This is a genomic window from Mycobacteriales bacterium (assembly GCA_035533475.1).
GTDB lineage: Bacteria > Actinomycetota > Actinomycetes > DATLTS01 > DATLTS01 > DATLTS01.
Window position 1 is genome coordinate 1 of record DATLTS010000013.1, and the last position, 22,206, is coordinate 22,206.

General features: G+C 71.5%; 23 protein-coding genes and 1 riboswitch. Of the genes, 14 read left to right on the forward strand and 9 right to left on the reverse strand.

Annotated elements, in window-relative coordinates; all coding sequences use genetic code 11:
* Positions 1–336: 336 nt before the first annotated feature.
* The 3 genes from VNG13_01395 to VNG13_01405 are packed head-to-tail and all read left to right on the forward strand — an operon-like array spanning position 337 to position 2,764.
* Entirely contained in the window at positions 337–1,029 is a 693-nt protein-coding gene (locus VNG13_01395) for a phosphoadenylyl-sulfate reductase (protein HVA59173.1), read from the forward strand.
* Positions 1,026–2,081, forward strand: coding sequence for a uroporphyrinogen-III C-methyltransferase (gene cobA / locus VNG13_01400; protein ID HVA59174.1), 1,056 nt, complete (start codon positions 1,026–1,028; stop codon positions 2,079–2,081). Before VNG13_01395 ends, cobA begins: the two co-directional genes overlap by 4 nt.
* An 8-nt stretch (positions 2,082–2,089) precedes the next feature.
* Positions 2,090–2,764 (forward strand): CbiX/SirB N-terminal domain-containing protein, encoded by a 675-nt coding sequence (locus tag VNG13_01405; GenBank protein ID HVA59175.1) that lies wholly within the window; start codon positions 2,090–2,092, stop codon positions 2,762–2,764.
* On the opposite strand, the gene VNG13_01410 is transcribed toward VNG13_01405, so the two are convergent.
* Together VNG13_01410 and VNG13_01415 are read right to left on the reverse strand one after the other, a co-directional pair.
* Entirely contained in the window at positions 2,761–3,915 is a 1,155-nt protein-coding gene (locus tag VNG13_01410; GenBank protein ID HVA59176.1) for a C40 family peptidase, read from the reverse strand. The genes VNG13_01405 and VNG13_01410 overlap by 4 nt on opposite strands.
* A gap of 8 nt (positions 3,916–3,923) precedes the next feature.
* Positions 3,924–4,063, reverse strand: a riboswitch (cyclic di-AMP (ydaO/yuaA leader).
* A gap of 118 nt (positions 4,064–4,181) precedes the next feature.
* Positions 4,182–5,222 (reverse strand): DUF3048 domain-containing protein, encoded by a 1,041-nt coding sequence (locus VNG13_01415; GenBank protein HVA59177.1) that lies wholly within the window; start codon positions 5,220–5,222, stop codon positions 4,182–4,184.
* Between the two features lie 161 nt (positions 5,223–5,383).
* Between VNG13_01415 and VNG13_01420 the strand changes: the two genes are divergently transcribed.
* The gene (locus tag VNG13_01420) at positions 5,384–5,548 is read left to right on the forward strand and encodes a hypothetical protein (protein ID HVA59178.1); all 165 of its coding nucleotides are present in this window, start codon (positions 5,384–5,386) and stop codon (positions 5,546–5,548) included.
* Positions 5,549–5,557: 9 nt separating this feature from the next.
* Here VNG13_01420 and VNG13_01425 read toward each other — a convergent pair whose 3' ends face one another.
* Positions 5,558–6,358, reverse strand: a complete 801-nt coding sequence (locus VNG13_01425; protein ID HVA59179.1) for a L,D-transpeptidase family protein — start codon at positions 6,356–6,358, stop codon at positions 5,558–5,560.
* Positions 6,359–6,408: 50 nt separating this feature from the next.
* On the opposite strand from VNG13_01425, the gene VNG13_01430 reads away from it, so the two are divergent.
* From VNG13_01430 to aat, 4 genes are read left to right on the forward strand one after another with little or no spacing between them, the layout of a single operon-like run.
* The gene (locus VNG13_01430; GenBank protein HVA59180.1) at positions 6,409–7,230 is read left to right on the forward strand and encodes a PD-(D/E)XK nuclease family protein; all 822 of its coding nucleotides are present in this window, start codon (positions 6,409–6,411) and stop codon (positions 7,228–7,230) included.
* On the forward strand, positions 7,227–8,771 hold the full coding sequence (locus VNG13_01435) for a PD-(D/E)XK nuclease family protein (protein HVA59181.1): 1,545 nt from the start codon (positions 7,227–7,229) through the stop codon (positions 8,769–8,771). The genes VNG13_01430 and VNG13_01435 overlap by 4 nt, the downstream gene beginning before the upstream one ends.
* A 9-nt stretch (positions 8,772–8,780) precedes the next feature.
* Positions 8,781–9,536 carry a M15 family metallopeptidase gene (locus VNG13_01440; GenBank protein ID HVA59182.1) on the forward strand — a complete coding sequence of 252 codons (756 nt, stop codon included), beginning with the start codon at positions 8,781–8,783 and terminating at the stop codon, positions 9,534–9,536.
* On the forward strand, positions 9,537–10,307 hold the full coding sequence (aat, locus tag VNG13_01445) for a leucyl/phenylalanyl-tRNA--protein transferase (protein HVA59183.1): 771 nt from the start codon (positions 9,537–9,539) through the stop codon (positions 10,305–10,307).
* 177 nt (positions 10,308–10,484) lie between these two features.
* Here aat and VNG13_01450 read toward each other — a convergent pair whose 3' ends face one another.
* A complete protein-coding gene (locus VNG13_01450; GenBank protein ID HVA59184.1) occupies positions 10,485–11,369 on the reverse strand; it encodes a hypothetical protein in 885 nt (294 codons plus the stop codon).
* A 73-nt stretch (positions 11,370–11,442) separates the two neighbouring features.
* Positions 11,443–11,979, reverse strand: coding sequence for a hypothetical protein (locus tag VNG13_01455; protein ID HVA59185.1), 537 nt, complete (start codon positions 11,977–11,979; stop codon positions 11,443–11,445).
* 46 nt (positions 11,980–12,025) lie between these two features.
* Here VNG13_01455 and VNG13_01460 point away from each other — a divergent pair, with 46 nt between their 5' ends.
* Genes VNG13_01460 through purU form a run of 3 tightly spaced genes read left to right on the forward strand, consistent with a single transcriptional unit; the run spans position 12,026 to position 13,780 of the window.
* Positions 12,026–12,247 carry a hypothetical protein gene (locus tag VNG13_01460; GenBank protein ID HVA59186.1) on the forward strand — a complete coding sequence of 74 codons (222 nt, stop codon included), beginning with the start codon at positions 12,026–12,028 and terminating at the stop codon, positions 12,245–12,247.
* Positions 12,159–12,908 (forward strand): M20/M25/M40 family metallo-hydrolase, encoded by a 750-nt coding sequence (locus VNG13_01465; protein HVA59187.1) that lies wholly within the window; start codon positions 12,159–12,161, stop codon positions 12,906–12,908. Before VNG13_01460 ends, VNG13_01465 begins: the two co-directional genes overlap by 89 nt.
* Positions 12,909–12,925: 17 nt before the next feature.
* On the forward strand, positions 12,926–13,780 hold the full coding sequence (gene purU / locus VNG13_01470; GenBank protein ID HVA59188.1) for a formyltetrahydrofolate deformylase: 855 nt from the start codon (positions 12,926–12,928) through the stop codon (positions 13,778–13,780).
* Positions 13,781–13,795: 15 nt separating this feature from the next.
* Here the strand turns inward: purU and VNG13_01475 are convergent, their stop codons facing one another.
* From VNG13_01475 to VNG13_01490, 4 genes are all read right to left on the reverse strand, one after another.
* Entirely contained in the window at positions 13,796–14,452 is a 657-nt protein-coding gene (locus VNG13_01475) for a nucleoside monophosphate kinase (GenBank protein ID HVA59189.1), read from the reverse strand.
* A gap of 48 nt (positions 14,453–14,500) precedes the next feature.
* A complete protein-coding gene (locus VNG13_01480) occupies positions 14,501–15,340 on the reverse strand; it encodes a sulfurtransferase (GenBank protein ID HVA59190.1) in 840 nt (279 codons plus the stop codon).
* A 76-nt stretch (positions 15,341–15,416) separates the two neighbouring features.
* On the reverse strand, positions 15,417–16,862 hold the full coding sequence (locus VNG13_01485) for an NAD(P)/FAD-dependent oxidoreductase (protein HVA59191.1): 1,446 nt from the start codon (positions 16,860–16,862) through the stop codon (positions 15,417–15,419).
* Complete coding sequence (locus VNG13_01490) at positions 16,859–17,341, reverse strand: hypothetical protein (GenBank protein ID HVA59192.1); 483 nt, start codon at positions 17,339–17,341, stop codon at positions 16,859–16,861. Before VNG13_01490 ends, VNG13_01485 begins: the two co-directional genes overlap by 4 nt.
* Before the next feature lie 2 nt (positions 17,342–17,343).
* Between VNG13_01490 and VNG13_01495 the strand changes: the two genes are divergently transcribed.
* From VNG13_01495 to ftsH, 3 genes are all read left to right on the forward strand, one after another.
* A complete protein-coding gene (locus VNG13_01495; protein HVA59193.1) occupies positions 17,344–17,487 on the forward strand; it encodes a hypothetical protein in 144 nt (47 codons plus the stop codon).
* 420 nt (positions 17,488–17,907) lie between these two features.
* Complete coding sequence (locus VNG13_01500; GenBank protein ID HVA59194.1) at positions 17,908–20,238, forward strand: hypothetical protein; 2,331 nt, start codon at positions 17,908–17,910, stop codon at positions 20,236–20,238.
* A gap of 3 nt (positions 20,239–20,241) precedes the next feature.
* The gene (gene ftsH / locus VNG13_01505) at positions 20,242–22,206 is read left to right on the forward strand and encodes an ATP-dependent zinc metalloprotease FtsH (protein HVA59195.1); all 1,965 of its coding nucleotides are present in this window, start codon (positions 20,242–20,244) and stop codon (positions 22,204–22,206) included.

The window sequence follows — 22,206 nt, forward strand, 5'->3', positions numbered from 1 at the left end:
CCTTCCGGTTCGCCAACGTCAGCTCCATCCCGCAAGCCGACCGGCAAACCCCCAGCGGCCAGCACCGACACGCCGCTAGCCGGACCTTCTTACGTGAGGCAACGAACCCGGCTACGCGGACCTTTTAGCTGAGTCAACGCGCTTGCTGGTGTTTGCCGTCCTCGTCGGCTACCCTGGCCGCATGCCTTCGCCCGCACGCTCGGTCCTCCTCGTGGCCCGGCTGCACGTCGACCTGCGGCGAGTGGCGAGCGCGGTCTGTCGCGGCTGACGGTCGACCCCGGTCCGCTGCCGTCAACCGCTGCGTCCCTTCCGGGGTGACGCCGGAAGGCCACCAAGATGTCTGCACCACCCGGCTACGCCGATGTCGCCCACCGCGCGGCGATCGATCTCGAGGGCGCCGAACCGCAGGAAATCCTCGCCTGGGCACTCGATGCGTTCCACCCGCGATTCGCGCTGACGACGTCGCTCGGCGACGCCGTGCTCATCGACATGGTCTCAACCCTGCGCGCGGCCATCCCGGTCCTGTTCCTCGACACCGGGTACCACTTCGCCGAGACGATGGGGATGCGGGCTGCGGTGGCCGCCCGCTATCCGAGCCGCCTGCTCACGATCACGCCTCGGCTCACCCGGGACGAGCAGGACGTGCTCTACGGACCGCGACTGCACGACCGCGACCCGGACCTGTGCTGCCGGCTGCGTAAGGTCGTCCCGCTCGACGAGACGCTGTCGCAATATGTCGCCTGGGCCTCCGGGATCCGCCGCGACGAGTCGGAGGCCCGTCGCGCGGTGAAGGTCGTCGACTGGGATGCCCAGCGCGACATGGTCAAGGTAAACCCGCTGGCCGCCTGGTCCCAGGAGGACGTGGACCGCTACATCGCCGAACGAGGCGTGCTGGTCAACCCGCTGGTCGACGCCGGCTATCCCTCGATCGGCTGCGCCCCCTGCACCCAGGCGGTTGCCGTCGGCGAGGACGCGCGGGCCGGCCGGTGGGCGGGCCGGCCCAAGGTCGAGTGCGGGCTGCACGCGTGACCCGGTTCGACCTGCGGGTCGATCTCACCGGACGCCGGGTCGTCGTCGTCGGCGGCGGCCGAAGGGCCGCCCCGGTCGTGCGGGACCTGGTCCTGGCCGGGGCGCACGTGCACGTGATCGCACCCGAGGTCATCGACGAGATCAGCCGCGAGACCGTCGCCCTGCACCTTCGCCGGTACGCACCGGGGGACCTGTGCGGCGCGTGGCTCGCCGCGGCGGTGACCGGCGAGCCCACCGTCGACGCCGCCGTCGAGGCGGAGGCGGCGACGGCCCGGGTGTGGTGCCTGCCGGCCCCCCGGACGCCGATACCGGGTGATGGGTTCGTGGCGCTCGTCGGGGCCGGACCGGGCGACCCCGGGCTGATCACGGTGCGCGGCCGCGAGCTGCTCGACGCGGCCGACGTCGTCGTCGTGGACCGGCTGGCCCCCGCGGAGCTGGTCAGCGGGCTGCCGGCGCGCGTCGAGGTGGTCGACGCGGGGAAGGCCCCACACCGGCACAACCTCAGCCAGGACGATCTCAACGCGCTCCTCGTCGACCGGGCCCGCCGCGGCCTGCGGGTGGTCCGGCTCAAGGGGGGCGACCCGTTCGTCTTCGGCCGCGGCGGGGAGGAGGCGCTCGCCTGCGCCCGGGCCGGGGTCCGCTTCGAGGTGGTGCCCGGGGTCACCAGTGCGGTGGCCGTCCCCGCCTACGCCGGCATCCCGGTCACCCACCGGGGAATCACCCAGGACTTCGCCGTGGTCTCCGCGCACCTCGACCCCTCGAAGCCCGGCGCGAGCGTCGACTGGGCGGCCCTGGCGGCGGGACCCGGCACGCTCGTCCTGCTGATGGCGGTGGCGGTGCTCGAGGAGGTCACCCGGGAGTTGGTCAAGCGCGGCCGCTCGGCCTACACCCCGGCGGCGGTCATCTGCTCCGGGACGACCCCCGCGGAGCGGGTCGTCACCGGGGAGCTCGGCACCATCGCCGAGCTCGCGGCGGCCGAGGCGGTCACCTCCCCGGCGGTCGTCGTCATCGGCGATGTGGTCCGGCTCCGAGACGAGATCGCCTGGCGCTGAACCGGCCGCTGGTCGTCGCCGCGCACGGCAGCGCCGACCCGGCCGGGCAGGCCACCGTCGTCGACCTGGTCCGCCTGCTCGGCGACCTGGCCGACGTGCCGGTCCGGCTCGGCTGGCTCGACCACGCCGAGCCCCGGCTCGGCCGGATCCTCGCGGAGGCCGGTGCCGCCCCGGTCGTCGTCCCGCTGCTGCTGGCCGCCGGCTACCACGCGCTCGTCGACATCCCGGCCATCGCGGCGGCCAGCCGAACGCCGGGAACCACGTTGGCGGCCGCCATCGGTGCGCACCCGGCGGTCATCGGGGCGGTCGAGAACCGGCTCGCCGAGGCTGGCGCCAGCCCCGGGGCCCCGGTGGTCCTCGCGGCGACCGGATCGACTGACCCGGCCGCCGCGGCCGACGTGAAGCGGGCCGCGGACGAGCTGGCCGCCCGCCGCGGCCGGCCGGTGACCGTCGGTTTCGCCGCCACTGGGAACCCGGACCTGGCGGCGGCGGTCCGCCGGGCGGCGGCCAGCGGAAGGCCGATCGCCGTGGCCAGCTACCTCATCGGGCCGGGCCGCTTCGCCGACCTGATCCGGGACGCCGCGGCCGGGGCCGGCGCGACCTGGGTCGCCGCCCCGCTCGGCGCCCAGCCGGGAATGGCCCGAGCTCTGCTGGACCGCTACCTCGAGGCCTGCGCGGACTAGGCCGGGCGGATCGCCCCGACGAACTGGTCCCACGGGACGGGTTCCTCGCGGACGTCGACGCCGGTGTACGGAGCGTCGATCATCATCCCGGCGCCCACATAGATGCCCTCGTGGCCGGGAGCGCTCACCGTGCCGTCCGAACCGGGCATGAACACCAGGTCCCCGGGCTGAAGATCCGACTGGGCGACGCGGGTCCCGGAGTCGTACTGCGAGACGGTGTAGTGGTCGAGGTAGACGCCGGCCTTCGCCCAGACGAACTGGGCGAGCCCGGAGCAGTCGAACGAGTCCGGGCCGGCCGCGCCCCACACGTACGGCTTGCCGAGCTCCGCGAAGGCCCAGCGGACCGCGGTCGATGCGCCGCCGGATCCACCGGTCGGCAGGGCCGGCTGCTGGGTCTGCCGGGCGAAGGCCGCGGCGGCCTGCTGCGTCGCCGCGGCCTCGGCGGCGAGCTGGGCGGCCCAAGCGGCAGCGGCCCGGGCGGCCCGCTCGGCGGCGGCCCGGGCGGCGGCGGCGGCGCGCGCGGCGGCGGCGCGGGCCTCGGCGACGAGGCGCGCCTGCTCAGCCACAAGCTGGCCGAGGATCTTCTCCTGGCGGGTCGCGGCGGCCTCGATCGCGCGCCGGTCCGCGGCCAGCGAGGTGGTCACGCTCTGCTGGACGGCGAGCGCGGACGCGGCACCGGCCTCAGCCACCCGCTCGGCCTGCCGCGCGGCGGCGAACTGCTCGAGCGCGACCTGCTGGCTCCGCGAGATCGCGTCGATCGCGGTCACCTCGGCGACGAACGTCTGCGGGCTGGCCGAGGTGATCGCGCCCAGGAAACTCTGGTTGTCCCCGCGGTAGGCGACGGCGGCGAACGCGCCCACCGACCGTTGCATCGCGACGACCCGGGACTGCGCCTGGGCGACGCCCTCGGCCGCGACAGCCACCGCCCGCTGCGCCGAATCCAGGGCGATCACGGCAGCGTCGTAGCGGGCCGACATCCCGTCCGCCTGCGCCTGAAGCGCGGACAGCTCTCGTTGCGCGCTCGCGATCCGCTGGCGGATGTCGGCCGACGCGGGCGCGGGAACGACCACGACGACCGCGAGCAGTCCGCCCGCTACGGCCGTGGTGATCGCGGTCAGCCGGACCAGGGCGCGACGCATGCGGCTAGCCACGGGCGGAGCTCTCCTCCCGGTCACCGCCTGCCGGGTTAGCTGTCGGGTTCGGGCGCGGAAGCCGCCCTACGGGACATGCCCGATTCACCCCAGGGGAACTGGTTCCCCGGCTCCCGGGACGGCGCCCGGGACTCGGCGGTACCGCCGCGCCGCCGGGCCCCGGCGGCCGGCAGGTCACGAGACGGTGACGAGAAGGTAGCGCAGCGTCGGACACGGATGCGCGAACTTCCGCCGTGTCTGGCCGGACGGTTAGCCGGCAGTCACCCTCAGCCGAACAGCGGTTGGTTCGGGGTGGGCAGCAGTTCGATCCAGGTCCGCCCCGGCTGTAGCGCGATGACCTGGCCGGTGGCGGTCGTCAAAGTCATCACCGACGCGTCCGTGGGTCGGGACCAGGTGCCGGAGATCCCCCGGCCATTGCGCAGAACCCAGACCCGCCCCGAGCCGAGCACGACGTCGAACGGGTCGACGTTGCCGGCCGCGTCGACGATGTTCGTCCCCCGGACCTGGATCGACATGATCACGATGTTCGTCGAGGAGACCTGCGCTCCGCCGACCACCCGGTCGACGGACCCGTTCTGCACCCGCAGGTATTGGTGACCGTCCCAGTTCCATCGGACGTTGGACACGCCGGAGATGTTCATCAGGGCGGTCCGCACGGACGGCCACGAGGGCGTCCTCGCCGAGTAGGTGAACACCGCCCGGGGCGGCCCGAGCTGCGGGTTGACGGCCCGCCCGGCCGCGTAGAGCAGCCTCGTCGAGGAGAAGACGTCGTGCGGCGAGATGTAGTTGCCGTTCAGCGTGTAGTAGTTCGGGTAGACGCCCCAGTCCAGCCGGGTGGCCTCGCCGTGCGCGATGGTCGGCGCGATCTCCCCGGTCGCCGCCCCGGAGTAGGAGAACAGGCTCGGCCCGTAGAGCCGGAGCAGGTCGGCGTCGACCGGGCGGGCGGAACGGATCGGGCCGATCGACGCGGCATCCCGGGACTGGAAGGTGGCGAACAGGCGGGTGAGGCCGCCCTCGACGAGGCAGTCGGCGACGATGTCGGCGTCGTTCAGGCCGGCCTGCGGGAAGGACCCGTCCACGTTGTCGATCTTCACCGAGAGCGCCGGCCGCAAGGCCGTCGCCGCATTGGTCACCGGCAGCCCGGTGAGCGGGTAGACCCGCGGAGCTCGCACCGGCTTCGGGGTCCCGGAGGTCGGCGGACTCGACGAGAGCGAGGCCGCGGCCTGCGGCCGGGCGGAGCTCGAGCAGCCGGCCGCCGCAAAACAAAGGACCGCGGTGGACACGGCCAGGGTACGAAACACGCGCATCGCAGTGATCCTCGAGAGGTCGGTGGATTCCCACGGTACGGCCCGGATCGGCGTGCCCCGAGGCTGCCACGCCGGGCCGGATCGGTGGATCAACCGGCTGTCGCCCGGTCCGGACCGTTCGGAGGATGCCCGGCGCAGCCGACGCGCCCGATACTCCAGCGATGAACTGGGGCGACCTCACCGTCACTCACCGCCCCGAGGCCGGGACCAGCGTCGTGCGGTGCGGCATCTGCGAACTCACCGTCACGGTCGACGAGAACGAGGACGCGGACGCGGTCCTCCATTTCCTCGACCTTCACGAGCACCTCCGCCCCACCGCCTCGTGACAGTGGAACTCAGCCGACGCCCACCCCCATCCGGATCAGCGGCGAGCGCGCCGGATCCAGCCAGCGCAGCACGTCGAGCAGCTCGCCGGTCGGCAGCGCCACGCAGCCCGCGGTCGAGTCGCCGGACTGGACGTGCAGGAAGATCGCGCTGCCCAGGCCGGGGGTGCGCGCGGTGTTGTAGGCGATGACCGCGCCGTAGTCGTAGGCCGGGACCTGGTCCATCGGCTCCGGGCGGGTTCCGGGGTCGGCACGTGAGGTGTCGACCCACTCGTTATAGAGCGGACTGCGGGGATCGTCGTCCCACACGTCTTTGCTCGTCGCCGCCCGGTAGGCGAAGCGCACCCCGGGATTGGCGTCCACCCCGAAGAGGAACCCGAATCCGTAGGTGCCGGACGGGGTCCGGCCGTCGCCCTCGCGCTTCTCCCCGGCGGGGGCGAACCCGTTGTAGCCGATCCGGGCGGTCCACGGCCCGAACACCGGCTGCCACCCACCGCCCACCCGCTGGTAGGCGGTGAAGGTCGCGCCGGTCACCCCGTAGGACGCGGCGCTGACCACCAGCAGCTGCTGGCCGTGCTGGGCCACGGGCGGGGTGGTCGCGCGGGCGGTCGGGGAAGGGGCCAGCTGGGTCGGCTCCGGTTTGGGCTTGGGTTTCGGCTTCGGCTTGGGTTTGGGCTTGAGTTTCGCCGGCACCGCCGGCCGGGGCGAAACCGTGGGAACCGACGCTGAGGGCGCGGCGACCCGGGGCGCCGCCGCGCATCCGGTGGCCACCACGGCTGCCACCAGGCCGGCCGCGACGGCGCGCACGCGCATCTGTGGACACCTCCAGCCGACTGCCCCAGGAACACCGTAACGTCGCCGGGGTGAGGCGCCGGGAGTTGCAGGTGACGGTGAGCGACCGCACGGTCCCGCTCGCTCTGACCCCGTCGTCCGCGCGGGAGTTCGGCACCTGCGGCCTGCGCTTCTACTTCGGCGCCGTCGCCGGGTGGCGGGCGCCGGCGACCCCGGCGGCCCGGCTGGGCACCGCGGTCCACGAAACGCTGGCCGGGCTGTTCCGGCTGCCGCCCGCGGCGCGGACGAGGCCCGCGGCGGCACAACTCCTCCCGGCGGGGATGGACCAACCGGCGCGGGCGGCCGCCGAGGATCTGATCGACGGGCTGTTCCGCCTCGAGGATCCGGCCCAGGTCACGGTGCACCCGGACGACGTCGAGTTGGCGGTGGCCGGGGAACTCGGCGGGGCGCCGGTCCGCGGCCGGATCGACCGGGTCAGCGACGCCGGCGTCTGCCGGATCACCGACTACAAGACGGGGGCGGCACCGGCACCGGCGCACGTGGAAGCCGCCCTGTCCGGGGTCTACGCCTACGCGGCGCTGCTCACCGGCTACGACCGGCCGCCCGACGAAGTGGAGCTGCTGTACCTCGCGACCTCGAGCCGGGTGTCCCGCCCCGTGCTTCGCCCCCATCTCGCCGACCACGCGCATCGACTCGGGCAGGTGTGGGGGGAGGCGCTGGTTGCAGCGGAAAAACAGTCGTGGACGGCGCGGACCTCGCCGCTGTGCGCCGGCTGCGCGTTCCGCCCGGCCTGCCCCGCGGTGACCCGGGGGGCGCCGGTGCCGGGGAGCGCCGGCGCGGACGCGGCCCTGATCGCGGGCGGGCTGTCCCGGCCGGAACCAGTCCCGGCGTGACGGCGCCGGTCGGGTTGGCGTTCCGGGGGAACCCGGACGATCTGCGGGTGACGGCGACGGGCGTCGGGCACCAGGCGCGGGGGTGTCCGGCCCGCCTCTGGGCAGACAGCCGACCGGGGATCCGGCCCGACCTGACGGACTGGTGGTGGCGCCGGGAGCCGTGGCCGTTCCTCCTCGGCCGGGTGGCCGACGCGGTGACCGTCGCGGATCGCACCGGCGAGCCGCCCGACGTGGACCTGGCCGGGCTGCACCCGGGCGTGGCCGCGTTCGTCCGGCACGCGGTCGACTCCTACCTCGAGGCCTCGGCCGGGCGGCGGACCGAACTCGGCGTGGACCTGGCGCCGGCCGACGACCGGGTGATCGACACTCCGGGGCGGGAACTGCGGGGGTGGGCGTTGGGCTACGACAGCCCCGACCGTTCGGTGCGGGAAGTGCGCCGGCTGCGGTTGCGCAGCGTGGCGGAGTCCGCGGGGGGGCGTCCGGACGCGGCGGACGACCTGGCCTGGGCGGCGGTCGCGGCGAAGCTCGCGGTGGACGGCCGGCGGACCGGCGGGGCCGGCCCCGATCCGGAGCCGGCCCGGGTGCTCATCGTCGAGATCGGGCTGGCCGACGGGTCGAGCCGCGTGGTCTTCGACGGGGACTCCGCCGCGGCCCGGCGCAGCTACGACAACCTCGCCCGTCCGCGGATCACCGCCGCCATGTCGGATGTGCGATTCCGGCCGGGCCGGGACTGCGCCGGCTGCCGTTGGGTCGCGGCGTGCCCGGCGCTCCCCCGCGTGCGCGGCCTGCTCGGGCTGCCCGGGCACGGGGTCATGACCAGGTCGGTCTCGGCCTCGGACCTCGACCAGTACGCCCGCTGCCCCGCCCGGTACTTCCTGTCCCGGGTGGCTCACCTGCCAGCGGAACCGGTCGAGCTGGCCGGCCCGGCCCGGGGGCTCGCAGCGCATCAGTGGCTGGCCGCGCAGCACAGCCGACCGGGCGCGGCGGCCTGCACGCCGGCTGAGCTTCCGGACGACCGGCTCGACCTCGCCATCCTCGAGGCTCGGCCGTACCTCGAGAACCACATCGGGCAGTGCCCACTCGGCTTCGACGGGCTCGAGTCGGTGGTCGCCGAACCGCCGATCTACGTCTACGACCCGGACGCCGACGTCGTCGTGGCAGCCAGCCCCGACCTGACGTTCACCACCGGCAACGGGCCGGTCTGGCGGGAGACGAAGACGACGGCGGCCGCGCCGCCGATCGACGAGCGCGATGCGCTCGACGCCTACCCGGCGGTGGCGCTGGACATCGTGCTGCTCGCCGAGACCAGTCGCGGGATCGGGGGCGAGCCGGTGGGGCTCGTCGAACTGGAGATCCTCACCCCCCAATCCGGGGTGGTTCACGTGTACGACGTGGCCGACCCGGTCACCCTCGCCGTGGCCCGCCGCCAGGTCGGCGAGGCCGCGTACGCGTGGCACACCGACCTCGAGTTCACCGCCCGGCCCGGCAGCGGCTGCCCGCACTGCCCGGTTCGCCGCTGGTGCCCGCACGGGACCGTTTAGCCTCGAGGCATGCCCCCGGCCCGGATCCTCGCGCTGGCGGTGGCCGCCGTCGCGGTCGCCGGGTGCGCCCGGGCCGGCATCGTGCCGGCCCCGCCGCGGTCGCCGGCGGCGCTGCGCACCGTGCCGCCGACCCCGTCGCAGACGCCGTCGGCCACCCGGACCGCCTCCGCTCCCCGCCCGGCCGCCACCTTCGCTGCGTTCACGTCCACCGTGTCCGGACCGCTGAGCGCCGCCGACGTCCCGCACAGCTGGCGGCCAGGCTGCCCGCTGGCCCCGAGCGCGCTGCGCCGGATCGACCTGCGCTACGTCGGATTCGACGGGCGCAGCCACCGGGGCGCGATCATCGTCAACGCCGCGGTCGTCCCGGCCGTGATCGACGTCTTCAGCCGGCTGTACGCCGACCGGTTCCCGATCCACCGGCTGATCCCGATCGACGCCTACAACGGCAGCGACCCGGCCTCGATGGCTGCGGACAACACGTCGGGATTCAACTGCCGTCACGCCGTCGCGCCCGGGCCGCCACAGTGGTCGGCTCACGCCTACGGCGAGGCGATCGACGTCGACACCGTGGAGAACCCCTACGTCGAGCCGGGCCAGCCCATCCAGCCCCCGGCCGGGGCGGCCTACGTCGACCGTGCCGACCGGCGGCCGGGGATGGCCTACTACGGCGGGGCCCTAGTCGAGGCCTTCGCCGCAGTCGGCTGGCAGTGGGGCGGGCGCTGGTCGGCACCGGACTACCAGCACTTCTCCGCCACCGGCGGCTAGGTGTCCAGCCCAGGCCCGGGCTCGGTACCCAGCTGGGGCCCGGTTCCGGACGACGCGGGCGACGTGGTCGCGATCGGCGGGGATCTGTCGGTGCCGACCCTGCTGGCGGCGTACCGGGGTGGCTGCTTCCCTTGGCCGGTCGGCGGGCTCGGCGCGACGCTGCTCCTGCGGGCGCGTCACCTGGGCGGGTTGCGGGACGGCCGGATCCGGAACCGAGGCCATCCTGGTTGGGCGCTGCCCTGGTTCAGCCCGGCGCTTCGGGCGGTGCTGCTGCCCGGGGAGATGCACGTGCAGCGCTCGTTGCGGACCCGGTTGCTGAGCTCCGGGTGGCGGACCACGCTCGACCGCGACTTCCCCGCGGTTCTCGCCGGCTGCGCTGACCGGCCCGGGGCGTGGATAACCCCCGCGATGGCCGGGGCCTACACCGAACTGCACCGCGCCGGCGCGGCGCACAGCGTCGAAGTGTGGTCGGCCGACGGCGACCTGGTCGGCGGCCTCTACGGGGTGAGCGTCGGGCGGGTGTTCAGTGGTGAGTCGATGTTCCATCGAGCCAGCGACGCTTCGAAGGCCGCCTTGCTGGATCTGGCCGACCGGTTCCTCGGGGCCGGCGGAGTGCTCATCGACTGCCAGTCCCCGACCGAGCATCTGTCGAGGGTCGGCCAGCGCCTGGTGCCGAGATCAGCCTTCCTCGGGCTGCTCGCTGCCGTCCGGGACGACCCGATCGTCCTCGGCGATCTCGAGCTTCCGGTGGCCCGGCTGGCCGTCCGCTAGCGCCCCGCCCCTCTGGGCCACCCCTCTCGCCGCCCCTCCCGGGCCGCCCCCCGCGCCCCTTCCGCGCCCCTTCCGCGCGAGTGTGCAATTTCCGACGGATTTCGGCCGGATCCACGCATGGGCGCTGTCGGAAATTGCACACTCGGTGTTGATCTTGCCCGGGAGCGGGCCGAATGGTCAGGCGGCCCCACGATCCGCGATGGTCGCCTTGATCACCGCGATCATCCGGTCCGGGTGGCGGACCACGTCGTCCCAGGTGAACCGGAGAATGGGCAGCCGAGCATCCGACGAGACGAGCGCGTTGAACCGGCGCACGTCCCGTTGATGCTCATCGATGCCGCCGTGGTAGCGCACGCCCTCGATCTCGACGCCCACGCCGTCGACCACGAAGTCCACCCGATAACGCAAGCCGCCAACCGTCAGCTGCACCTGGGAACGAGGGTGGAGGCCGGCCTGGCGCATCCGGAGCCTGGCCAACGACTCCAAGGGAGACTCCGCCGCCGGGTCGGCGAGGGCGAACGATCGCCAGGCCCGGCTAACGCCGCGCCGGCCGGCGAGGCGCTCGAGCTCCCGCGCGACCTCATTGAGCGGGACTTGCCGCCGGGCCGCGGCCGAGTCCAGGGTCACGACGGACTCGACGACCGAGCCGTACCGGAGCAAGTCGACGACCGTGCGCAGGGGTCGGGTAACCGGGGCACCCCACCTGGCCACGATGTCTTCCTCCGCCACCCGGTCGCGATAAACCCGCGCGCCGAGGCACCTGGCCGCGGAGCCCACGGTGATGAACTCGAGCCGGGGCCGCCAGTCGGACAGCCCGAGCAGGTGAGCCGCCGAGCTGCGGCACGCGATCAGATCCGGCCGCACGAGCAGCCGGGCCCGGATCTCGGCTGCGAACGTCGCTTCGACCCCGGGGGCCAGATAGGCACCCACGACCAACCTGGACCAGCCAGCGGAGCGGAGGGAGCGCGCTGCCCGTCCGGCCGGGCAGCCAAGCGCCACGGCCTGCGTCAGCGCGATCAGGCCCCCCTGCCGGTCGGCCAGGTCCGCAAGTTGAGCGTCCACGGCGGTCGAGGATGGCGCATCGGAGGCGCACCGAGGGGGCGCGGCCGCAAATTGTGGATAGCCGGCCGACGGCTCAGGCGAGTAGCTGACCGATCTGGGCGGCCGGCCGACGGTGGCCGAGCCGGCGGACGACGAGCCGGGCCAGCCGGACGACCTCGTCGTGGCCGCCCGACCCGGTCAACCGGACGCACACAACGGCCCCCCCGCCGGGCAGGAGCACGGTCACCTCCTCGCCGCTCGGATCCAGCGCGGCGAGGCTCCCGAGCCCAGCAACCGCCAGCATGCCGGGGGCGAGCGGCGGGGTCAGCTCGGCCCGGGCCGCGTCAACGTCGACCGGGTCGGTGCTGACCAGGACACTGAGATCAGCCGCGCCGGTAACGAGGTACCACGTGCAGGTCGGCGGCTGGTTGTCGCCGCCAACCGCCGGCGGGGCGACCTGGTCGCCGAGTGCGATCGCGGCCTCGGTCAAGGTCAGCAGTCCGCAGGCGTTCGAAACGGCGACACCGGCCGTGGGGTACGGCAACGGCAGGCCGTACACGTCGGTTTGGACGTTCGACGCGCACCCGACCAGCGCAGCCAGCGTCCCAAAGCACGCCGCGAGCCGTCGCACCCGCTCATGATGCGCCCACCAACCCAGAGTCGGCCACACTCGGCCCGTGCTGCTCGCCGACCTCGCCGCGACCTCGGCCGTCGTGGCTGCGACCCGCTCCCGATCGGCCAAGATCGAAGCGCTGTCCGATTGCCTGGGCCGGGCCGGCCAGGTGGCCATCGTGGTCAGCTACCTGTCCAGTGAACCGTTATCGTCGGCGCCGGCGTTGCCCTCGCGGTCGAACGGGACGGCCTGCCTGGACGGTCCGTCTGGTATTCCAGCCCGCTGAGGAGCTCACCACAGGCGGCGCTCTCGACGTCCTGGCGGCGGCCGGCCTCGACGTCGTACGCTGCCTGGTGGCGCCGCACTGCGATCCTCGGCTCGACGCAGGTCGCATCGGGCTACGCACCGGCCCGATCACGGCCGCGTCCGACCTGCTGGAGATCCGGCTGTCGGGGCCGGGTGGGCACACCGCCCGCCCGCAGTTGACCGCCGGCACGCTGGCCAGGATCGCGGCCGGCCATGCTCCCAACGCCATCCCCGCGAGTGGCCGTCTGCGCGGCACGGTCCGGATGCTCTACCCGACTATTCGGGAGGGCGCGGGACACCTGGTCGGTCAGGTTGCGGAGGCCTCTGCGGCCACCAGTGGCGCGATCGTCGAGGTGGACTACCGGCACGGCGTGCCGCCGGTCGTGAACGACCCGAGGGTGGTCGAATTCATCCGGGCCGGCGTTCACTCCACACTGGGTACCGAGGCTGCCGTACCGGAAGAAGTCAGCATGGGCGGTGAGGATTTCGCCTGGTACCAGCGGACAGTGCCCGGGGCGATGGCCCGGCTCGGGGTCCGACGTCCGGGCGGTGCGGACGTCGATCTGCACCGGGGAAGCTTCGCCGTCGACGATCGCCTGATGGTCGGCACGGCACGGGCCGCCCTCGCCGGATCGGCCTGACCGTGAGCGCGAACCCCGTGGACCCCGAGTACCTGCTCACGTTGTCCTGTCCGGATCAGCGGGGGATCGTGCACGCGGTAACCGGATTCCTGGCCGCGCATGCCTGCAACATTCTCGACTCGCAGCAGTACGGAGACCGCCAGACCGGACGGTTCTTCCTCCGTATCCACGTCGCCGCCGAAGCACCGCACGAGCCGTCGGACGCCCTGCGAGCAGCGTTCGCGAACCTGGCATCCGACTTCCAGATGGCGTGGGACCTGCACGATCCCGCCAACCGCGACCGGGTGCTGATCCTGGTGTCCCGGGAAGGGCACTGCCTCAACGACCTGCTTTTCCGGGCCCGGAGCGGAACACTTCGGGCAGACGTCGTAGCAGTGGTGTCGAACCATGAGGATTTCAGGTCGCTCAGCACGTCCTACGACGTCCCCTTCCACCACATCCCGGTCACCACGTCGACGAAACCTGACGCAGAGCTCGAGCTACGTCGTCTCCTCGACGAATATGCGGTCGACCTCAGCGTGCTCGCCCGCTATATGCAGGTCCTATCGCCCGAGCTCGCCGGCCATCTCACCGGCCGGGCGATCAACATCCACCACGGACTGCTGCCGAGTTTCCGCGGGCCCCGGCCCTATCACCAGGCTCACGAACGCGGCGTCAAGCTGATCGGCGCAACCGCGCACTACGTGACGGCGGGACTGGACGAAGGTCCGATCATCGAGCAAGAGGTCTCCCGCATCGATCACGCGCTCGAACCGGAGGAACTGGTGGCCGTCGGGCGCGACCTCGAGTGTGTGGCGCTCGCCCGGGCGGTGCGCTGGCATCTGGAGCGTCGGGTCCTGCTCAATGGGGTGCGCACCGTCGTGTTCCGCTGAGTTCCGTGACGCCCGTCAGTGGTCCGGCCGGCCGGTAGCCGGCAGGCCCAGTTGTCGGCGAATCTCCGCCTGCACGGTCGACTTGTCCGGCCGGGCGTCGACCGTGACCACGTATTCCTTGCGGCGGAACAGCTCCAGCACGGGATCGGTCTTGCCGTGGTAGTCCCGCAACCGGGAGGCGAGCGCCTCCGGAGTGTCGTCCTCGCGGCGGACCAGCTTGCCACCGCAGACATCGCACTTGCCCTCATGCTTGGGCCGGTGGGCGATCAGGTTGTAGTCGAGACCGCACTGGGAGCACAGTCGCCGGGCGAGCACCCGGCGTCGCACCTCGTCGTCGGGAAGGTCGAGGTGGATCACGCCGTCGAGGTCGTAACTTTCCAGGAAGAACTCGGCCTGCCGGCGGTTGCGCGGAAACCCATCGACGATGAACCCGTAGTTCCAGTCGTGGTTGGCGAGGGCTTCGCGGACGACGGATTCGACCATGTCGTCATCGACGAGTTCACCGGCGGCCATGATCCGGCGCACCTGGGCGCCCAGCTTCGTGTGGTTCTGCACGTTCCAGCGGAAGATGTCGCCGACGCTGATCTGGGTGAGGTCGAGATCTCGGGCAAGCATGGCGCCCTGGGTCCCCTTGCCGCTGCCCTGGACCCCCATGATCACGTACTTGCGCATGCCTGAACGTTGGCACACCTGGCGCCGGCCTAGCCAGCCGGCAGCCAATCAGCCCGGATCCGGGCCGGTCGCGACCGGGCGTTGCGGGTCGGCAATCCACTCGCTCCACGACCCCGGATACAGGGCGGCCCGGATGCCGGCCAATCGCAACGCAAGAACCTGGTGCGCGGCGACGATCCCGGAACCGCAGTACACCCCTACCGCGGATCCTGGGTTGATCCCGCGCTCAGCGAAGCGAGTCCGGAGCGCGCCGGCGTCGAGAAATCTTCCGTCAGGACCAACATTGCCGACGGCCGGGACAGACCGCGCGCCCGGGATGTGTCCAGCGACCGGGTCGATCGGCTCCGTGTCTCCACGATAGCGCTCGGGAGCACGGGCATCGAGGAGCAGACCGCCGTGGGCCATTCGCGCGGCACCGTCGGCGTCGAGGAGATCCAGCGAGCCCGGCCGTGGCCGAAAGTCCCCCGGCACCGGGTCGGGCTCTACGGTGTCGAGCCGACCACCCTGCTCGACCCAAGCGGCGAAACCGCCGTCGAGGACGACGACGTCCGGGTGACCGAAGTAGGTGAGCAGCCACCAGCACCGAGCAGCGCTTGTCCCGCCCCGCTCGTCATAGCAGACGACCCGCCGGCCTGCGCCGACACCGGCCCGGCGCATCGCCGCCCCGAACCGGTCGACCCCCGGCAACGGGTGGCGGCCCCGTAGGCCTGGCGGATCAGCGAGATCCGTGTCGAGGTCGACGAAGACGGCACCGGGCAGATGCCCGGCCTCGTAGTCACGCCTCGTCGGCGGCCCGGTCAGCCGCCAGCGCACGTCCAGCAGAGCTAGTGGCCGCCCCGCGTCGAGCAGCTCACGCAGGTCTCGGGGGTCGAGGAGCACGCGCTCCATTCTGCCCTGTCCTGGCTCTCCACCCGCGGGTTGCTCGAGAAGTGAGGAAGCGGTGCCTCGTTAAAGGGAAGGAAGGTCAAAGACCGTATGTCTCCAACAGGCGCAGCCACAGCTCGCCGATGGTCGGGTAGGACGGAACCGCGTGCCAGAGCCGGTCGATGGGTACCTCGCCGACGACCGCGATGGTGCCAGCGTGGATCATCTCTCCGACGGCCGGGCCGGCTAGCGTCATACCGACGATGACCCGACGGTCTTCGTCGACGACGATCCGCGCGTGCCCCTGGTAACCGTCGGCGTAGAGGCTTGCGCCGGCGACGTTACCGATGTCGTAATCGACGGTGCGGACGCGAATGCCCGCGTCGCGTGCCTCCTGCTCGGTACGACCTACAGCGGCGACCTCGGGAGTGGTGAACACGACCTGCGGAACAGCCGCGTGATCGGCGGTCGCGGCGAACGGCGTCCATGGACCGGGCTGGACGTTCTCGCCCCGGGCCCGGGCGGCAATGACATCACCGCAGACCCGGGCCTGGTACTTGCCCATGTGCGTGAGAAGTGCGCGGTGGTTGACATCTCCTGCCGCGTAAAGCCAACCGCCGTCGATCGATGCGACCTGGAGTGTGTCGTCAACGTCGAGCCAGTCACCGGGCGTCAGCCCGACACTTTCGAGGCCGATGTCGGAGGTAGCCGGAGAACGACCGACCGCCACCAGGACCTCGTCGGCTTCGAGGATCGACCCGTCGTCGAGGCTGAGAACAACCGGAGCGTCCGGACCGGCCCGGTGAACTTCGACGGCACTGCGGCCGAGTCGGACGTCGACACCCGCACTCGTCATTCCCGATACGGCGAGCTCCCCCGCGAAGGCCTCGACTCGAGGCAACACGCGCGACTCCCGGACCAGGAGCGTGACCTTCGAGCCGAGACCGGCCCATGCTGTCGCCATCTCGCAGCCGACTACGCCACCACCGAGGACAGCCAGGCGACCGGGCACCGTGCGCGCGCTAGTCGCTTCTCGGCTCGTCCAGGGCCGCACCTCCGCCAGACCGGGTATGGGCGGTATCACGGCCTTGGTGCCGGTGGCCACGACCACCGCGTGCCTGGCGGTGAGGAGCATGGTGGTGTCCGGACCGTCGACGACGACGGTTCGCTCACCGGCCAAACGGCCATGACCACGGCACAGGTCTATGTGCGCACCCGCCAACCATTGCACCTGGCTGTCGTCCGCCCAGTTGTGCGTGAAGGAGTTGCGCCGCTCGAGAACCGCCGCGGCATCAACCTTTCCGGTGACGGCCTGGCGGGAGCCTTCGACGTGGGCAGCCTCGGCCAGCGCCGCTATGGGCCGCAGCAGAGCCTTGCTGGGCATACAGGCCCAGTAGGAGCACTCGCCACCGACCAACTCGGCCTCGACAATGACAGCGGTGAGGCCACCGCGCACCACCCGATCCGCGACGTTCTCCCCGGTGGGTCCACCACCGATGACAATGACGTCGTGTTCGGCACTATTCTGCGTGTCGGTTTGGGTCACGCCTGGTCCTCCGCGGATCGTCGCAGGGTGTCGTGGAGCGCCTCGGGGGTGAGCACGCCCAGGTAGGAGCGGCCGTCGAGTACGGCCATCCAGCCGGTGTCGTGTGCGAGCAGTGTTGCCAGGACTATGCGTAGGGTCACGTCCCGCTTAACACTCGACTCGACCGGTCGGGGGCGGGCGGCGTTCGGGGGCAACCAGCCCAAGAGGTCGCCGCGTTCATCGACGATGACTGCGTACCCGCCGCCAACCGAGGCGCTCGGCGATGGCGTGAGCTCCATCGAATCGTCGGCTGTGACGGTCGGGGGATGGTGAAGACGGCCCGGATCGATAGGGGTCGCGGCGAGCCGGGTGAGGGACCGGTCCGAGCCGTGCGTCACGAAAAGGCTCGTCTTCCCGAGATCTCGGTGCAGCTGGAGGAACTCGGTCTGACGCTTGCTCACCGCCGCGAGCCGGACGGCAACGGAAGCGCTAGCGTCCACGCGTGGTCCTCCTCAGCGCTGGCATCCCGGGAGGATGTCTGGAAGCGAACAGTGGGAGCTGCGCGGCGTACTTCAATGGGCGAGCCAACATCCTCTACACCTTCCCGTCACTGGCGCTGTTCGCGCCACTCGTCCCCGTAGCCTGACTGAATTCGTTGGTCCTGCATACGGCCGCTACCGCACCTCGGTCATCGACGTAGCCTCGGACGAGGTGCTCGAGCCGCAGTTGGAGAAGCGGCGGACCGACGTCTTCCCGAGCGTTCACCCCCGGGCCCTCACACCACAGATCGCGACCGTGCTCAACTCCCTGTCCGGGGTGCTCACGACCGGTGATCTCGGGATCCTCGACATGGAGGTTGAGGGCCCGGGGGCCGAGCGGCCCTGGTCCGGATCGACGCCCGGTTCGCGGCCGAGTGTCGGGTTTGTGAGCTGCGGGAGCCGCGGATTCACAGCAGGTCGCCGCCCGCCGTGTAAACCCGGATCGAATGTTCGTGCGGGCGGCAGGATCTCCGTCTCCCGCGTCGAACCGGGTACCCAAGGCACCGATCCCATGCTTGGAGACCTTCATGCCCACGCGCCGCGCCGTCATCGCCGGTTTCTCCACCACAGCTCTCATCCTCGGCGCCGCCGTAGCCCTCCCGGCACTGGCGACTTCGCGCCCCGTACAGACGACGTTCAGCCGACCGATGATCCTGGCCGGCGGCGGGGCCGAGCCCTCGATCCGGGTCCCCACCGACCACAAGGTCACGGCCTACATCTCGGCGCCGACGGGTCTGGGATCGAACTTCTGGGTCGTTACGACGAAGCACAACCGGGACGGCTCGATCACCTACCAGCAGAGCCCCGTTCAGCAGCCGGACCTCGGGACGGGCGGCGGTGACTCGGACATCTCGGTCGGCAACAAGCCGAGCGAGACCACCGGCTGCGACCCGATCGCGTATGTGGGTCTGCACAACATCGACCTGCTGGACAACTTCACCGTCGCGACCTCGAGCAACTGCGGGAAGACGTTCAGCCTGGCCAACCCGTACGCAACCCAGAACACGCTCACCGACCGGCAGTGGATGACCTTCGATGGGTCCAAGACCAACTTCCTGATCTACCACAAGGTCGATACCGGGCAGATTGTGGTGTCGGAGAGCCCGGATGGCGGTCAGCACTATGTCTCGCTCGGCGCGAGCGGGGCGAACGGGATCATCTCCCCGCAGCTGCTCGCGCAGAGCGGAACCAACCAGCAGATCGGCAACATCGTCACGAACTACGCGGAGCCGATCGCCGGAGTCACGAACCCGCTGACCGGCGAGCAGGTTCACGCGATGTACGCCATCTTCGGGATCGCGACGAATACCGAGAATGGGCTGGCCGCGAACGCGCCAGGGTCGACCTACAACGGCATCGACACGATCTACGTTGCCCGTTCCGTCGACGGCGGACTCACCTGGACCGACAACCTGGTCTTCGCCGCCCCGTTCGCAGCTCACCGCGAGCTCAACATGCTCTTCCCGGTCATCTCGGCTGACTCCGCCGGCCATCTCTACGCCGCGTGGGCCGACACCTTCAAGGTCCAGTACGCCGAGTCCACCGACCACGGGGCGCACTGGTCCCAGCCCTACCAGGTCAATGCCGACAACCGCGGAAGCCTCCCCAACGGCGCGGACCGCCCGGACCCGGGCAAGGCCGACGTCTTCCCCTGGATCGCGGCCGGTGCCAAGGGCATGCTCGACGTGGTCTGGTACCACGGTCAGGGTGGGTCCCCCACCTCCAACCTCGCCTACCGCGACCCCGGCGATTCCAAGACCCAATGGACCGTCGCGTTCGCACAACTCAAGAACGCCGACACGACCACGAAGGCCGGCGTGCCCAGCCCGACCGTCCTCGCGTACAGCCAGGCCATCACACCGGTCGTGCATATCGGCGACATCTGCCAGAACGGTACGTTCTGCGCGCTCGTCCCGGTTTCGGGTGCGCCGTACTCCACGGGTGACCGCTCGCTTCTCGACTTCTTCGAAGTGGCCGTCGACAACGAGGGTCGGGCCAACGTCGCGATCGCCGACAACGCTGCCGCGCCCGGTCAGCTGTTCTCCGCGTTCACCCAGCAGATCAGCGGATATTCGCTGACTACGGGTAAGCCCCTCACCCCGTTCAAGGTCGAATACCCGACATCGGTATGTGCACCGGACGCCTCCTTCAAGGGCGACGACAACGCCGACCAGGTCCTCGTGTCGACACCAGCACCGAGCCAGCCGGCGCTGGCGATCAAGCGGGGCTACGTAACCTGGAACGCCGCGGCGAAGACCGTCACCTTCCACGCCGTAATGCAGAACCTCAGTCAGTACCCCCCAGCCGGGGCGACCGGCGCTGCCTACGACTACGCATTCGGGATAAACGGCAAGGCCTACGACATGTTCGGCAACCATGACCTCACCGGCGACAGCGCCGACATCGAGCAGCCGATCCGCACGCAGGTATCCAAGGACGTGAAGTTCGCTTACAACACGAAGACCAACGAGGTGACGTTCACGCTGCCCGCGGACGCGCTCGCAAAGATCAGCTCGCCCACCGTGCGGGGACCGGTGATCGGACCCGGGATAAAGATCACCGGACTGAGCATCACCTCACGCCGGTCGGAGGGCGCCGTCCTCGTCCCGAACGCCGACTCCGCCAACGGCTTGTGCCCGTTCGTGGTGCCCACGCATGGCTCGATCAGCTCGTTCACCGTTCCCCCGGCTGGTGGCAACGGTGACCCGTGGCTGCTTCCGGCACCCCCGGCGGTCGGAGCCAGCCTGAGTGCGTACCTCCGGAGCCTGCTGCCGGATTCCGTACTCGCGTTGCTGCTGGGGCTGCTGGCCGCGACTGTCACGAACCGCCGCCAGCGGTTCGGGCTAGTCGCGGCCTGACGGATGCGCGTACCCACTGGGCTCGCCGCCCGGTTCTCCGGGCTGCGTGGAAGACGACTGCGGACCGTGCCAGTCCTGCTGAGTGGACTACTGGTCGCGCTAGCGATCTTCTTCTGGGCCAGCGTGTTCCTGCTCGCTCCGGTCGGCGGCTCGCGAGGAGTGGCGCTGAGCGACATCCTGACCGCGGCCGGTGAGAAGCAGGTCGTCAGCTCGACCCTCTACGACGTGGACAATCGCGTCGAGATTCGCACGCTCGGCGGCCAAACGCTGTTCGCCGCCTACCCGCACTCGGCAGCGGTCACCGGGGACTTGATCAGCACCCTGGCCAGGTCCGGACCGGTCCGGGTCGACGCGCAGACCGGCAAGGCCACGTTGCTGTTCGTCCGCGACTACTTGTTACCGGTCTTCGTGCTCGCCGCCTTGTTCGGCTTGGTGCTCACCGCCGGCCGTGGAGAGGGAGGGGCGCGGGAATACACACAGTTCTCGCGGGTCCGGTCCGGGGCCAAGCTCAAGACCCGGCACGACCGGGCCGCCTTCTCCGCGATCGGCTTCGCCAGCGTCGCCGGCTGCGGTTACGCCGTCACGGAGCTCGCCGAGATCGTCGACTACCTCCGCGACAGCTCACGGTTCGTCGAACTGGGCGCCGTGCCCCCGAAGGGAGTGCTCCTCGTCGGGCCACCGGGGACCGGCAAGACACTGCTCGCCCGAGCGGTCGCCGGCCAAGCGGACGTACCCTTCTTCTCGATTTCCGGATCGGAGTTCGTCGAGTCCCTCGTGGGTGTGGGCGCCGCTCGGGTCCGTGATCTGTTCCGACAGGTCCGGGCTCAGGCGCCGGCCATCCTGTTCGTAGACGAGCTGGATGCGGCAGGGCGCAAGCGCGGGGCCGGTGTCGGTGGCGGCAACGACGAGCGGGAGCAAACCCTCAACCAGATGCTCGTCGAGATGGACGGCTTCTCCCCGAGCAGCGGCGTCGTCGTCATCGGCGCCACGAACCGGCCGGACATCCTCGACCCCGCGCTGCTGCGCCCGGGGCGCTTCGACCGGATCGTCACCGTCGACAAGCCCGACGTCGCGGGCCGGTTCGAACTGCTGCGGCTCTACGCGACAGGCCGACCGACCGCGGGCAACGTCGACCTCGACGCCCTAGCCCGGCGTACCGTGGGACTCACCGGCGCCGACATCGCCAATCTCTGGCGCGAGGCCGCTCTGCTCGCAGTGCGCGCCCAGGCCACCGCAATCACCCAGGAGCATCTCGACGAAGCCGTGTTGCGGGTGGTTGTGGGTCCGAGCCGTCCTATTGAAGCGCTCTCCACCGAGGAGCGGCGGATCGTGGCCGTACACGAGGCCGGGCACGCGGTGAGCGCCGCCGCATTGGGGCTGGTCGCCGGGCTCGACCGGGTGTCCGTCGCCCGGCGTGGGGTGGGCCTCGGTCACGTGATCCTCACCGGTGAGGACCGCCTACTCCTGCGGCAGAGCGATCTGCTGGCCCGGATGGCTGCGAGCCTCGGCGGGCGAGCCGCGGAGCAGATCGTGCTGGGCGAGACGAGCACCGGCTGTGAGGCGGACATCGAACGGGCCACCGAGATTGCGAGTGAGATGGCCGGGCGTTACGGGATGAGCGAGGGGGTTGGCCCGGTGCGCATCCACGTCAAGGACCACGAAGTCTTCCTCGGCCGCGATCTGGGCGAACTCGCTCAGGTGAGCCCGGAGACCCTGGGCCGGCTGGACGCGGAAATCCGTCGTCTAGTCGAGTCGGCGGACGACCGGGCCCGCTCGGTGGTCGCGGCCAATCTGGCCGTGCTTCTCGAGCTCGCCGGGCGGCTCGAGGACGCGGATACCGTCGCCGGCCCGGAACTCGCCGGATTGCTCTCGAGGGTCGCCGCGGGAACCGCCGCCACGCCAGCGCGGACACCGGCCGGGATCGCCACACCGGCGAACGGTCGGCGGCGGCGCGCGCCCGAGAGCTAG